This window comes from Glutamicibacter sp. AGC46, assembly GCF_053543715.1.
The window spans coordinates 87894-101154 of the sequence record NZ_JBLVOJ010000024.1; the positions used below are offsets into that span (position 1 = coordinate 87894).

The 13261-nt window shown below is 62.3% G+C and carries 12 protein-coding genes; 8 read left to right on the forward strand and 4 right to left on the reverse strand.

Annotated elements, in window-relative coordinates; genetic code table 11:
• Positions 1–25: 25 nt before the first annotated feature.
• A complete protein-coding gene (locus ACNPM8_RS12460; protein WP_105661857.1) occupies positions 26–445 on the reverse strand; it encodes a RidA family protein in 420 nt (139 codons plus the stop codon).
• Positions 446–590: 145 nt separating this feature from the next.
• Here ACNPM8_RS12460 and ACNPM8_RS12465 point away from each other — a divergent pair, with 145 nt between their 5' ends.
• The 7 genes from ACNPM8_RS12465 (at position 591) to ACNPM8_RS12495 (ending at position 8605) form a co-directional block, all read left to right on the forward strand.
• Positions 591–1451 carry a fumarylacetoacetate hydrolase family protein gene (locus tag ACNPM8_RS12465; RefSeq protein ID WP_434691459.1) on the forward strand — a complete coding sequence of 287 codons (861 nt, stop codon included), beginning with the start codon at positions 591–593 and terminating at the stop codon, positions 1449–1451.
• A gap of 41 nt (positions 1452–1492) precedes the next feature.
• Positions 1493–1975 carry a cupin domain-containing protein gene (locus tag ACNPM8_RS12470; protein ID WP_105658199.1) on the forward strand — a complete coding sequence of 161 codons (483 nt, stop codon included), beginning with the start codon at positions 1493–1495 and terminating at the stop codon, positions 1973–1975.
• Positions 1972–2862, forward strand: a complete 891-nt coding sequence (locus ACNPM8_RS12475; RefSeq protein WP_434691462.1) for an acyl-CoA thioesterase domain-containing protein — start codon at positions 1972–1974, stop codon at positions 2860–2862. The genes ACNPM8_RS12470 and ACNPM8_RS12475 overlap by 4 nt, the downstream gene beginning before the upstream one ends.
• 34 nt (positions 2863–2896) lie before the next feature.
• Positions 2897–4528 (forward strand): AMP-binding protein, encoded by a 1632-nt coding sequence (locus tag ACNPM8_RS12480; protein WP_448939940.1) that lies wholly within the window; start codon positions 2897–2899, stop codon positions 4526–4528.
• A gap of 63 nt (positions 4529–4591) precedes the next feature.
• Complete coding sequence (locus ACNPM8_RS12485; RefSeq protein ID WP_388023925.1) at positions 4592–6988, forward strand: bifunctional salicylyl-CoA 5-hydroxylase/oxidoreductase; 2397 nt, start codon at positions 4592–4594, stop codon at positions 6986–6988.
• 256 nt (positions 6989–7244) lie between these two features.
• Positions 7245–8417, forward strand: coding sequence for an amino acid permease (locus tag ACNPM8_RS12490; RefSeq protein WP_448940107.1), 1173 nt, complete (start codon positions 7245–7247; stop codon positions 8415–8417).
• A gap of 11 nt (positions 8418–8428) precedes the next feature.
• Positions 8429–8605, forward strand: coding sequence for a hypothetical protein (locus ACNPM8_RS12495; RefSeq protein WP_332489231.1), 177 nt, complete (start codon positions 8429–8431; stop codon positions 8603–8605).
• Here the strand turns inward: ACNPM8_RS12495 and ACNPM8_RS12500 are convergent.
• The 3 genes from ACNPM8_RS12500 to ACNPM8_RS12510 all read right to left on the reverse strand — a co-directional run bounded on the left by ACNPM8_RS12500 (position 8602) and on the right by ACNPM8_RS12510 (position 11755).
• Positions 8602–10254: a thiamine pyrophosphate-binding protein gene (locus ACNPM8_RS12500; RefSeq protein WP_448939941.1), complete on the reverse strand. Its 1653-nt coding sequence runs from the start codon at positions 10252–10254 to the stop codon at positions 8602–8604. The two genes, ACNPM8_RS12495 and ACNPM8_RS12500, sit on opposite strands and share 4 nt — an antisense overlap.
• A complete protein-coding gene (locus ACNPM8_RS12505) occupies positions 10251–11066 on the reverse strand; it encodes a cyclase family protein (RefSeq protein ID WP_105658204.1) in 816 nt (271 codons plus the stop codon). The genes ACNPM8_RS12500 and ACNPM8_RS12505 overlap by 4 nt, the downstream gene beginning before the upstream one ends.
• 209 nt (positions 11067–11275) lie before the next feature.
• Entirely contained in the window at positions 11276–11755 is a 480-nt protein-coding gene (locus tag ACNPM8_RS12510; RefSeq protein WP_434691471.1) for a thioesterase family protein, read from the reverse strand.
• A 113-nt stretch (positions 11756–11868) separates the two neighbouring features.
• Between ACNPM8_RS12510 and ACNPM8_RS12515 the strand changes: the two genes are divergently transcribed.
• The gene (locus tag ACNPM8_RS12515; protein ID WP_332489234.1) at positions 11869–13212 is read left to right on the forward strand and encodes an MFS transporter; all 1344 of its coding nucleotides are present in this window, start codon (positions 11869–11871) and stop codon (positions 13210–13212) included.
• Positions 13213–13261 lie beyond the last annotated feature (49 nt).

Genomic DNA, 13261 nt, shown 5'->3' on the forward strand with positions numbered 1-13261 from the left:
CCCCCCCCTGTTCCGCATCCAGGGACTAGTTGCGGTCCTGGATGACAGCCACGCCCTGGATTTCAATCAAGGCTTCCTGCTGCCAAAGCCGGCTTACCCCGATCCCTGCCATCGCAGGATATTCCGAACCGGCCATCTCGCGCCAAAGGCGCCCGATTTCCCTGCCATGGGCCATGTAATCATCCACATCGGTCAAGTAAATGGTCACGCTGGTCAGGTCCTCGGGGCGGCCCCCGGCTTCAACCAAGGTGGTCAGCACGTTGGAGAATGCCTGCTTGAACTGTTCCACGATGCCGCCGGGCACGATCTTCATATCCTTGTCCAGAGCGGTTTGCCCGCCGAGGTAGACCGTATCCCCCGCCTTGACTCCGTGGGCATAGCCAGAGGGCTTCGCCATGGATGCGGGGTTGATTGTCTCGTTGCGGTGCAACTTGGTTTCAGTCATTTCCTACTCCTTGTACCGGGTGCATGAAATTTGCCCCAATTGGCTCTAGCGCCATCTTTGTGATGCGTGCTACATTGAGCTTACGTGACGGCGGTAAAAAAGTCGACACATAGCTTTTCACCCAACTGACAAAGGGAATCCACACATGAAACTCGCAACGATCCACGCCGGCGGGAAGAGCCTGGCGGCAATCCAGACCGATCAGGGATATCTGCCCCTGCCAGCTGGCGATCTCAGCGAGTTCCTCAAGCACCAGGACTGGAAAGCAATCGCCTCCGAAGCCCTGGAATCCAGTACCGCAGGCGATCTTATCCCCGCGGAGCAGGCCCGGCAGCTTAATCCGCTGCCAGCGCCCGCCAAGGTGATCTGCTGCGGGCTGAACTACAGCGACCACATTCTGGAAATGGGAAGGGAACTGCCCGAATATCCCACATTGTTCGCCAAGTACGCCGATACCCTGGCTGATCCCGATGCCGAGATATGCAGTGCTTCCTCATCCAATGTGGATTGGGAAGCCGAACTGGCAGTGGTGCTCGGATCAGATGCATCCTCGGCATCCCTGGAGGAAGCCCAGTCCGCAATTGCCGGGTACACGGTAGCCAACGACATCTCGATGCGCGACTGGCAGCGCCGGACCTTGCAGTGGTTCCAAGGCAAGGCCTTCGACGGCACCACTCCCCTGGGTCCCGTGCTGGCCACGGCAGATGAGATCGACCCGGTGGCCGGCGCGGAGGTCATCTGCCGCATCAACGGCGAGGAAGTGCAACGCGGCAACACCTCGACGCTGGTGTTCTCCGCGGCGCGGCTGGTCAGCTACATTTCCGAATTCACCACGCTGCGTGCCGGGGACATCGTGCTGACCGGGACCCCCGGCGGAGTCGGAATGGGCATGGTTCCGCCTCGCTTCCTCGCTGACGGGGACCGGCTCGAAACCGAAATCCCTGGCATCGGCATCCTCTCCAACAGGTTCCGGCTCCGAGTGAACAGCCCGGCCCTGTCCCAATGACCATCAGCAACATCCCTCTACCGAAATTGAAGGAGCACACCATGACCGAAGCACCCATAACCTACCGCACCGAAGGCGACAATTCGATCTATGCCTCGGAAAATGGCCAGGTTGTCCCCGTAGTCACCCGGGCAGGATCCGAGGACACCAACACCGCCCAGTCCGGGGACTGCATCCGCGTCTCGGGAGTCAGCATCCAGCACACCCCCGCGACCAAGATCTGGTTCGGCCAAGTCTCCAATGTCCCGGGCTACCGTTCCCTGCCCCATCACCATGGCGAAGCGGAAACCGGCGGCTACGTGCTGCGCGGCCACGGCCGGATCTACTTCGGCGAGAACTACGAGCAGTACGCCGATATGAAGGCCGGTGACTGGGTCTTCGTCCCTCCATTCATGCCCCATGTAGAGGCCAACATGTCGGTCACCGAGGAACTGGTGTGGCTCACCGCCCGGACCCCGGAGAACATCGTGGTCAACCTGCCCGATGTCGCCGACGAATCCTTGGAAGGATACCGTCGAGCATGAGCACCACAGCATTGTCCGCCCAGGTCTTCCTGGACGCCATCAACCTGGCCGAATGCGATGCCGAAGTCTTCGACCAGGCTTTCACCGCCACCCCGCAGTACGTGCCTTGGCCCAAGGCCTACGGCGGCGACATGGTTGCCCAGGGCGCCCTGTCACTGATGAAGTCGGTAGGCACCGACCGCAGCCTGCACTCCATGCACTCCTACTTCCTGCGGCCAGTGGATATGCACCAGCCGGTCCGCTACGAGGTGGAGCACCTGCGCGATGGCCGCGGCTATTCCACCCGCCAGGTGCGCGCCTTCCAGAACGGCAAGCCGGTCTACTGCGCGCTAGGCTCTTTCCACGTTCCGGAAGACGGGGCCGAATTCGCGCTCGATGCCCCCGGCGCTTCGCTGGATCTGGATCCGCAGTCCCTGGCCAGCGCCGCCGAGGCCCTGCAGGGCGTGGAGGGCGACGCCGCCAAGTACTGGGCCGGCGGCCGCAGCTTCGACATGCGCCATGTTCCCGAAGCCATCTACCTTCCCGGCGAGCGCGAAAAGTCCGGCAGCCAAGCGGTCTGGATCCGGGCCTTCTCACCGCTGCCCGATGATGCGGTGATTCAGAAGGCGGCCTTGGCCTATGTCTGCGATTACACCATCCTGGAGCCGATCATGCGCGGCCTCGGGCTGAGCTGGGGCGATGAGGGCCTGGTGACCGCCAGCTTGGACCATTCCATGTGGTTCCATCGCGAGGGGCGCATGGACGACTGGGTGCTTTACGCTCAGGAAGCCATTTCGAGCCAGGACAACCGCGGACTGGCCATCGGGCGCTTCTATGCCCGCGATGGCAAGCTGCTGGCCACCGTAGCCCAAGAAGGAATGATCCGCCCCGGGCGGAACGCCAACTAGGACTTCCCACCGAACCTGCCAACGGAGTTGCCTTATGGAACTTTCACCTTCTGCACATGTCGATAGCTTTACCCGCGACCATCTTCCATCCCCCGAATTGTGGCCGACGCTGGAATTCACCTTGCCCGAGCTGCAGTACCCGGACCGGCTCAATGCCGCCGAAGTGCTGATCGACCAGTCCGTCGAGAAGTTCGGCGCCCAGCGCACGGCGCTGCTGGCCCCGGATGGCACCAGCCTGAGCTACGGGCAGCTGCTCAAGCGGGCCAACCAGGTAGCCCAGGTGCTGGTCGAGGACTATGGCTTGGTGCCGGGCAACCGGGTAATGCTGCGCGGTCCGAACAACGCATGGCTGGTAGCTTGCTGGCTCGGAGTGATCAAGGCCGGCGGTGTTGTGGTCACCACGATGGCTGCCCTGCGCGCTGCGGAAATCTCCAAGCTGGCCACGCTGACCGGCCCGGTGGCGCTAATCACCGACTACCGCTTCGCCGAGGACGCGCTCAAGGCCAGCGGCGGCGGCTATCCGGTCATCAGCTACGGCGGCACGTCCCGCGACGATCTGGCCCAGCAGGCAGCAGGCAAATCCGGCGAATTCACCGCGGTGGCCACAGCCGCAGATGATGTGGCATTGCTGGGACCGACTTCGGGAACCACTGGCGTCCCTAAGATCACCATGCATTTCCACCGGGACATCCTGGCCAATGCGGACACTTTTGCCCGCTACATCCTGGAACCCACCAAGGACGATGTCTTCGCCGGTTCCCCGCCGCTGGCTTTCACCTTCGGACTGGGCGGGCTAGTGGTCTTCCCCTTCCGCTTCGGCGCCAGCTCGCTGCTGACCGAACGCGCCACCCCGGTTCAATTGGCCGAGCAGTCCCACGCGGCCGGGGCAACCATCCTGTTCACCGCCCCCACCGCCTACCGGGCCATCTTGAAGAACGGCAAGGCCGACCTGCTCAGGCCCCTGCGCGTGGCGGTCTCCGCCGGCGAGCACCTGCCTGCCGACACCTGGCACCAGGTCAGGGAGGCAACCGGGCTGGAACTGGTCAACGGCATCGGTTCCACCGAAATGCTGCACGTGTTCGTCTCCGCCGCCGGCAAGGACATCAAGCCGGGAACCACAGGCAAGGCCATTCCCGGTTTCCGCGCCACGGTGCTGGATGCCGAGGGCAACGAAGCCGCGGCCAACGAGCCGGGGCGCCTGGCGGTTATCGGGCCGACCGGCTGCCGCTATCTCGATGACCCGAGGCAGCGCAATTACGTCGAAAGCGGCTGGAACATCACCGGGGACATCTTCTCCCGGGACGAGGACGGTTTCTTCACCTACCAGGCGCGCAGCGACAACATGATCGTCTCTTCCGGATATAACATCGGCGGCCCGGAAGTCGAGCAAGCCCTGGACCAGCATCCCGATGTGCTGGAAAACGCGGTGGTCGCCCGCCCGGATCCGAACCGCGGATCAATCGTCTGCGCGTTCGTGGTTCTGGTCGAAGGCGCCGAAGCCGATGAGGCGAAGGCCAAGGAATTGCAGGACTTCGTCAAAGCCACGATTGCCCCGTACAAGTACCCGCGGGAAATCCGCTTTGTCACCGAGCTGCCTCGAAATCCCAGCGGCAAGCTGCAGCATTTCAAGCTGCGCGAGGCCTTCAACGGCTCCCCGGTCGCATAAACTCCCCAGATATTTTTCGGGCCCCGGCCCAATCGCCCTCCGGGGCTGATGAAAGGACACACCATGAAGATTGCAGTTATCGGCGGCGGCCCTGGCGGCCTGTACTTCGCGGCTCTGATGAAGCAGCTGGATGAGAACCACGATGTCACCGTGTGGGAACGCAATGCCGCATCGGACACCTTCGGCTTCGGCGTGGTGTTCTCCGATGAGACCCTGGGCGGCATCGGCAACGCCGATCCGGTGGTGGCCGAATACATGTCCCGGCGCTTCGCCCGCTGGAGCGATATCGACATCCACTTCCGCGGCCAGATGCACACCGTGGGCGGCCAGGGCTTCGCGGCCATGAGCCGCAAGGAACTGCTCCAGCTGCTGCAGCGCCGCTGCATCGAACTGGGCGTGGATGTGCGCTTCTCCACCGTTGCCCCGGATGTGGAGCAGCTGGCGGACGAGTACGACCTGGTGCTGGCCGCTGACGGGCTGAACTCCGCGGTGCGAACCAAGTACGCGGACTCCTTCAAGCCCTCCCTTGATCCGCGGACCTCGAAGTACATGTGGCTGGGCACCGACCAGGTCTTCGAGGCCTTCAAGTTCTTTGTCAAGGAAACCGATGCCGGAACCATGCAGATCCACGGCTACCCGTACTCGGACGAGGGTTCGACCTTCATCGTGGAAATGCACGAAGACGTCTGGCGTGCGGCCGGATTCGACGAGACCGAGGACGAGGTCTTCGGCCCGGGCGTGAGCGACCAGAAGTCGGTGGACAAGGTGGCCGGGATCTTCGCCGAGGAACTGGCCGGATACCAGGTGCTGACTAACAACTCCAAGTGGATCAACTTCACCACGGTGCGCAACGAGAACTGGCGCCATGGGAACATCGTCCTGCTGGGCGATGCCGCGCACACTGCCCACTTCTCCATCGGCTCGGGCACCAAGCTGGCCATGGAGGACGCTCTGGCCCTGGCTGCCTGCCTGCATGAGCATGCCGAGGTTGATTCGGCGCTGGCCGCCTACGAGACCGAGCGCCGCCCAGTGGTCGAATCCACCCAGCGCGCGGCCCAGGCCTCGCTGGAATGGTTCGAGAACATCGGGCAGTACAAGGACCAGGACCCGGTGCAGTTCTGCTTCAACTTGCTCACCCGCTCCCGGCGCATCACCTACGAGAACCTGAAGCTGCGGGATACCGGATTCGCTCAGCAGGTCGATGAGAACTTCGCCCGGCTCAACGCTTCACCTTCCGTTGCACCGGCGATGTTCCAGCCGCATAGGCTCGGCAACACCGAGCTGGCCAACCGCGTGGTGGTTTCGTCCATGGACATGTACTCGGCCACCGACGGGGTGCCCGGGGACTTCCACCTGGTCCATCTGGGCTCCAAGGCCATGGGAGGGGCCGGGCTGGTGATGACCGAAATGGTCTGCGTTTCCGATATCGGCCGCATCACCCCGGGCTGCACTGGCCTGTACACCGATGAGCAGGCCGCTGCCTGGAAGCGCGTGACCGACTACGTGCACGGAAATTCGAACGCCAAGATCGGCGCCCAGCTCGGCCACTCGGGTCGCAAGGGTTCGACGAAGCTGATGTGGGAAGGCATCGACCAGCCGCTGCAAGAAGGCAACTGGGATGTGCTCGCTCCCAGCGCACTGCCCTATGGCGAAGGCTGCCATGTGCCGGTGGAAATGGACCGTGCGCAGATGGACGAGGTGCGCGAGCAGTTCGCCGCCGCGGCACGCCGCGCCGATGAGGCAGGATTCGACGTGCTGGAAGTGCATATGGCCCACGGCTACTTGCTCTCTTCCTTCCTTTCGCCGCTGTCCAATCAGCGCACCGACGAATACGGCGGAGGCTTGGAGAACCGGCTGCGCTACCCGCTTGAGGTCCTGGATGCGGTCCGCGAAGCATGGCCGGCAAGCAAGACCATCGGCGTGCGCATCTCGGCTACCGACTGGTCGCCAGGCGGGAATACCGAAGAAGATGCCGTGGACATCGCCCGGGCCTTCATCGCCCACGGCGCCCAGTTCATCGATGTCTCGTCGGGGCAGATCGTGAAGGACGAGAAGCCGGCTTTCGGGCGCAGCTACCAGACGCCATTCGCCGACAGGATCCGCAACCAGGTCGCCGCCGAGGCAGGGGTCTCGGTGATCGCGGTGGGTGCGGTGTCCTCCTACGACGACGTGAACTCGATCCTGCTGGCAGGCCGCGCGGATCTGGTGGCGCTGGGACGCACCCACCTGTACAACCCGCAGTGGACCTTGCAGGCAGCCGCCGAGCAGGACTATACCGGTGACGGCGCCACCTGGCCGCTGCCTTTCAAGGCCGGACGCCGCAAGCCGCCCGCCGCCCGCACCGACGCGGTCCGCCCGCGGCTCTCGCTGGTTCGGGAAGCCGAGGAGCAGGAACAAACGCACCTGCGCTGGATTCCGGCCAGGAAATCCGAAACCTCCAATTTGGTAACCAGCGCTTAGCTGTTGCTGCCAGCCGCAGGATTGGCGGCCCAGTTTGGGCTGCCGATCCTGCGGCTTTTTGCCGGGCACGGGAACCGCTTGGCGGCTCGGCTCGGATCCCAAATCGGCCACCAAACCACCTTTGGATAATTCAATGAAATCTTCCCTGGATCAAATCGCACAGCGAGAAGCCGGCCTGTCGAAGGAGCTAACTTCGCGCCAGCTGAGCATGATTGCGCTTGGCGGCGCCATCGGCGGGTAGATCGCCGTGCTGCTCATGGGGGCGTTGGCCGAGATGATCCTGGCGCACCCGACGACCGGCTCCTTCGGCGCCTTCGCCGAGCACTACATCAACCCATTCACCGGGTTCCTGCTCAAATACCTGTACTGGTCCTGCCTCGTACTGGCCGTAGGCACCGAAATCACGGCGGTGGGCGGCTGCATGCGAATGTGGTTCCCGGATTTGCCCGCAGTGGTGTGGATCATCGGCCTATCGGCCTTGCTGATCGGGGTGAATATGTTCAATGTCAAAGCCTTCGGCACACTGGAATACTGGTTCTCCGCCACCAAGGAATTCGCTATTGCCGCGTTCATCCTGCTTGCTGCCTATCTGGTCTTCGGCCAGAGGGGCAATGATTTCGGATTCCAGAACTACACCGCGGAATCCGGATTCTTCATGGGCGGGGCCCAAGGTGTCTGGTTTGCCGTTGTCGTGGCGATCTTCTCCTACCTGAGCATCGAAATGATCGCCGTCGCAGCCGGTGAGGCAAAAGATCCCGAAGTCGCAGCGAAGAAGGCCTTCAAGGTGACCTTGTTCAGGCTCTTCCTCTTCTGCATCCTGACCCTGTCGCTGATCCTTGCCATCGCACCGGTCAGCGACATCCTCGAAGGCGACAGCCCGTTCGTCACGGTGATGCAGGTGATCGGCATTCCGTTTGCCGATTCCACTCTCCATTTCGTGGTCATCATCGCCGCGCTCTCCGCCATGAACTCGCAGCTGTACATCTCCACGCGAATGATGTTCTCTCTATCCCGCGGCGGGCAGGCTCCGAGCAGCTTGGGTAAGTTGAAGAAGAACGGCGCGCCGGTCAACGCCCTGCTGCTCTCGGCTGGCGGAATCGCCGTGGCCGCCATCATCTACGCATCGAATCCAGAATCCGGTTTCACAATAATGATGGCGCTGTCGATGTTCGGCGCAATGATGGCCTGGATGCTGATCTTCATCACGCACTTGTTCTTCCGCCGTTCCCATCGGCGCAGTGCAGCACCGCTTAAATACCGCCTGCCGTACTATCCCGCTGGATCCGCGGCCGGGGCGCAGCTGATGGCCGCGTTGCTGGTCACGACCTTGTTCACCGAGCAATTCTCCATGACGTTGCTGTTCGGCATTCCCTTCGCCTTGACCGTCTCTGCCCTGTACTTCCTGATGCGCAAGCGCATGACTTCCTGATGCGCAAGCGCATGAAACTGGCACAGGCAGGTCCAGGCACCGGGAATGAGGAGACTGGCGGCTCAAGCCAGCCGCGCGAGCCTGAAAAGATCAGCGACGCCTTGAAGGTGCAAGCGAGCCCCGGCGCCGCGCACCATGCGCCGCACCGGGGCCACCCACCAGCAATCGCGGTTCCAGGGCTGGGCTAGTGCCCCTTGAATGCCTCCGCTAGCCACCAGGCGCCGCCGTCCGAAGCGATTTTCGCGTCGATGACCAACGGCCCCGTGGGTTCTGAGCCGAGCCAGCTGGCTACCGAGTCAAGATCCTCCAGCTTGCGCACCGTGATGCCATCGGTTCCGAAACCGCGGCCGATGGCTGCGAAATCGGTGTCAGGGAAGGTCACCGAGTCCATATTCGGTGCCGTACCCGTATCGCCGAAATGATGTACCTCCGCCCCGTAGGCGGCATCGTTGTAGACGATGCACACCATTGGCAGCTTCAGCCGAACCGCGGTATCCAGTTCGGCGATGGCCATGTGGAATCCGCCGTCTCCGGTGCCGAGCACCGGCAAGCGCCCGGGCTGCGCCAAAGCCGCTCCGATGGCCGTGTAGAGCCCCAGGCCGATCGCCTGGAACGCCTGGGTAAAGCAGAAACCGTGCTCGTCTGGAACGGCGAGAAACTGGCTCGGGTATCCCATGAAGTTGCCCGAGTCCACGCTGACGATGCGCTCGGCCGGCAGCAGCTCATCCAGCGACTTGGTCAGAGTTCGCGGATCGATGCGGTCGTCTGTGGACAGGTCCCGGTAGGCTACCTGACTCCAGTTGGCCCCCTCGGCGATCTGCTGGCTCACCGCGGAGGTGCGGTAGCCTTCGCGCGCCGGCATCTTCTGCGCTTCCAGATATTCCAGCGCATCGCGTGCGCTTTGCGCCGAGTCGCCGATCACGCCCAAGTCGATGCGCCGGTTCGCCCCCAGGGCGGACTCTTCCAGGTCCACCTGCACTACCTTGGTGCCCTCGGAAATGAGCCGACCGTGGCGCATGGTCCACATGTTCAGCGCGCAGCCAAAGCCCACAATCAGATCTGCTCCAGCAATCAATTCGGCGGCCAGCGGCGACGAGAACCCGCCGGAGATCCCGAGACTGAATTCCTCGTCGTTGAACAGGCCCTTGGCCACCGCCGAGGTCGCCACCAGCGCCCCGCTGTGCCGGGCAAGCGCCAGGATTTCGGCCTTGGCCCCGCGTCCGCCGCGCCCTGCGACGAACACCGGGCGTCGGGCATTTTCGATGAGTACCGCCAGCGCTCGCACCGCGGCACGCGAGGGGCGGACCGGCTCCGCCGGAACCACCTCGGCTGCCACCGGGGATTCCGGAGCTTCGAGCCCTTGGATGTTCAATGGCAGGTTCAGTACAACCGTCCGCCGGTCGTTCACTGCTCTGCGGTAGGCGCGAACTGTATCGGCCACTGCCGTGCGGGCGCTGTGGATTCGTTCGGAGACGGCGTAGACGGAGGTTGAGAAGGAGCCCTGGTCCATGGCGAAGTTCGAATACACGGCGCTCGGGGCGGCTTCGGCGGCCAGCACGATCATCGGGGTGCGTGACTTGGCGGCTTCTCCAATGCCGGTGGCCGCGTTGGTCAGGCCGCACCCCTGGTGCACCGAGACCACGCCGATCTGGCCGCTGGTCCGTGAGTAGGCATCGGCCATCGTTGCTGCGCCGCCCTCATGCCGCGCTGCGGTATATGGCACCCCGTTGGCAATCAGTGCATTCGTGACATCGAAGTTCCCGCTTCCCACCACGCCGAAAGCGTGCCCTACGCCCAAGTTTGCCAGCGTCTTGCCGACCAGTTCAGCAACGTTCACGATTGTGCCTCCATTTTCTTGGTGTTTTGGGGCGCTAATGCCAGCACCCGGGTCGGTGCGCCGGTACCGCCAACTATGGGCAGAGGGGCAACCACTAGCATCGCTCCGAACACGGGCAGCTTGTCCAAGTTCTTCAGCGAGGTGATCCCGTATTTGTCTGCACCGAGCAGGAAGTAATGCATGGGGAATGGCGGCTCCAGTGCTCCGGCATTGCCGGAATCGATCCCCACCGTTTCCACGCCGATGCCGGAAATGTCCAGCTTCTCGGCGATGTATCTGGCGCACTCCGCAGTAAACCCGGGAGTATGCGATCCGGTGGCATCGACATTCAGGAAAGCTGTCTTGTCATCACCGTATTGCTCCCATCCGGTGCGGAAAAGCAGCCACGCGTTGGAAGGAAACCGCCCATATTCCGATTGCCACGTTTCCAAATGGTGCACATCGATGAGAACATCCGGATCATCTGCTGCTAAGGATCTGAAGTCCAACACGACGGCCGGACCTACCAGGCGTTGCGGATCAATCTGCGACACGTCCTTGCCCCCTCGTCCCGAAATCCAGTGGATCGGCGCATCTATATGCGTTCCGATGTGCTCACCAGTATGGATATTGTGGTGCTTCCAGTATGGTCCGGGCTCGTTGTAGGCCGAGACCTCTTCGAGACTGAAATCAATGAGGTTCGAGAACGGATCGGGCAGTACTAAGGTTGGAGTCCTGTCCGACAGCGGGGCAGTCAGGTCATGGACTTGGACAGTCCCGGAGGCCAGAGCGGACAATATCGCGCTCGTGCAAGTTTCTTCGGCAGCAGGCATTGTTTCTCCTTGGGCAGAGACGGTCCAGGACACATTCCGACGATAGAGAGATCCTGACGGTCGTCACATTCGCGGAATTAGCTTCAATCTATCAGCACCACCTCTGCTAGCCAACAGGTCACCCGAAGGAGAACCAGGGGCGAAGACCTAGTTCCGCAAACCTGGCTCGCGCATATATCCACCAGCTCGCACGGAGCGCGGTGCCGCGCTCAGGAACCAGCATCAATGCCAGCGAGGATTTCACGGGGCCAGGGGGCAGATGACTCACCGCCAACTGGAACGCACACTGTCACGAAACGGCCTTCAGCGGCCAGCGCGAACCCGCGCCCTTGGTGCGCACTCCCCCAGACCTTGAATCCGAATGACATCGAATTGGCCCCGACCTTCTCCACGCGAATCGCGGTGGTCACCGCTTGGCCGAAATACAGCTTGGCCCGATAGTCGACCTCATGGCGGACTCGTGGCGAGATGGCGAAGTAGGACTCCGCGCCAGCCTCGCGAAACAGTTTGGCTTCGGCCGCCTCGACGAAGCGCAAGATGGCTGAATTATGATGATGCCCCGCAGCATCGGTATCAACCCATTCAATGGTTCGCTCCAACGCCGTTCCTGCGATTCCCGACGCAATGAAGTCTGCGGCGAGCTGCTGCAACAACTGCCCGGATTCGTCCATTCCCGCGAATGTAGGCATCAAGATCCCCCTAATTAAAAAGTGTATAGCTATTGTAACGCACGTCACTTTAACGTGATAATCCTATTGGTGTTCCAAGAACTCCGCCCTACCCACACAAGGAGATTGAACAAATGCCGAAATCCCCCGCAGCCGCGGATTGGAAAATCCCCAAACGAACCACTTCAATGGTGCTCTTCGCCTGCTGGCTGGCCATCCTGGCCGAAGGCTACGACGTCGGCGTGCTCGGTGCAGTGCTCCCGGCATTGGCCGAATACAAGGAATGGTCGCTGAGTCCCATGGAGCTCGGCGGCCTCGGAGCCTACGCGTTGGTGGGCATGCTCTTCGGCGCACTGTTCATCGGCACGCTCAGCGACATCATCGGCCGTAAGCGCATGCTCCTGCTGGCCATGCTAGTCTTCACAATCACCCAAGCCGGTGCCGCGCTAGCTCCTACTCCCGAGATATTCGGCCTCTTCAGGCTGATCGGCGGACTGGGTATGGGCGGCATCATCCCGGTGGCCGCCGCGCTGACCATCGAGTATTCGCCACCCAAGAAACGCTCACTTAACTACGGCATCATGTACTCAGGCTATTCCCTGGGAATCGTCGCCGCTGCCTTGGTCGCTATGTCGCTTCTGCCCGCGATAGGTTGGCGCGGGGTTATCGCGGTGGGCGCATTACCTGTAGTTCTACTTCCCTTAGTTGCCTGGATGCTTCCCGAATCCCTTGAATATCTGGTATCCAAGGGGCGGATCAGCGAAGCCAAAGCACTGGCCGCCCGGCACAGCATCCCCGATTACGAGCCCGTGGCGCCACCGGTTCGCACCGGCAAGGCCCCCTGGCGCCAGGTCATGGCTTCCATGTTCTCCGCAACGTACTTGCGATCAACCATCTTCTTCTGGATCTCGCTATTCTGCGGCATGGTCCTGGTCTACGGCTTGAATACCTGGCTGCCGCAGATCATGCGCAGCGCAGGGTACAACCTCGGTTCCTCGCTAACATTCCTGCTGGTCTTCTCCCTCGCCTCAGCCGCCGGCGGACTGGCCCTGGGCTTCCTCGCCGACAAGTACGGGCAGAAGACCATTCTGGTGATTTTCTACCTGCTCGGTGCGGGAGGCATCCTCCTGCTGATGTTCCCCAATACTATGCTGGTCAATCTGTTCTTCGTGGCCTTCGCCGGCATCGGCTCGATTTCCACGTCGCTGGTTCTCACCGGATACATTGCCGATTACTACCCGGCCGCGCAGCGCGGCACGGCCACGGGCTGGGCATTGTCCTTCGCCCGCATCGGCGCCATCTCCGGCCCCATCATCGGCGGCTGGATCGCGGCTTCGGGCATCAGCTTCGAGTTCAATTTCGTATTCTTCGCCATCGTCGGCGTAGTCGCCGCCATTTCCGTGGCGATGATTCCACCACGCATCAAACCAGATGCTGCCCGATCTGCCAAGGCCAAGCAGGCCTTCGCGTCCGATTAGCCCTGGCTCTGCGCACCTTCCAGCACGAACGTCCTGAACCGTGGGACCG

Excerpts from the sequence above, each read along its gene's own strand:
- ACNPM8_RS12515 (WP_332489234.1), top strand. The coding sequence starts at position 11,869 with ATGCCGAAATCCCCCGCAGCCGCGGATTGGAAAATCCCCAAACGAACC.
- ACNPM8_RS12480 (WP_448939940.1), top strand. The coding sequence starts at position 2,897 with ATGGAACTTTCACCTTCTGCACATGTCGATAGCTTTACCCGCGACCAT.
- ACNPM8_RS12510 (WP_434691471.1), bottom strand. The coding sequence starts at position 11,755 with ATGCCTACATTCGCGGGAATGGACGAATCCGGGCAGTTGTTGCAGCAG.
- ACNPM8_RS12495 (WP_332489231.1), top strand. The coding sequence starts at position 8,429 with ATGAAACTGGCACAGGCAGGTCCAGGCACCGGGAATGAGGAGACTGGC.
- ACNPM8_RS12470 (WP_105658199.1), top strand. The coding sequence starts at position 1,493 with ATGACCGAAGCACCCATAACCTACCGCACCGAAGGCGACAATTCGATC.
- ACNPM8_RS12485 (WP_388023925.1), top strand. The coding sequence starts at position 4,592 with ATGAAGATTGCAGTTATCGGCGGCGGCCCTGGCGGCCTGTACTTCGCG.
- ACNPM8_RS12475 (WP_434691462.1), top strand. The coding sequence starts at position 1,972 with ATGAGCACCACAGCATTGTCCGCCCAGGTCTTCCTGGACGCCATCAAC.
- ACNPM8_RS12490 (WP_448940107.1), top strand. The coding sequence starts at position 7,245 with ATGGGGGCGTTGGCCGAGATGATCCTGGCGCACCCGACGACCGGCTCC.
- ACNPM8_RS12505 (WP_105658204.1), bottom strand. The coding sequence starts at position 11,066 with ATGCCTGCTGCCGAAGAAACTTGCACGAGCGCGATATTGTCCGCTCTG.
- ACNPM8_RS12460 (WP_105661857.1), bottom strand. The coding sequence starts at position 445 with ATGACTGAAACCAAGTTGCACCGCAACGAGACAATCAACCCCGCATCC.
- ACNPM8_RS12465 (WP_434691459.1), top strand. The coding sequence starts at position 591 with ATGAAACTCGCAACGATCCACGCCGGCGGGAAGAGCCTGGCGGCAATC.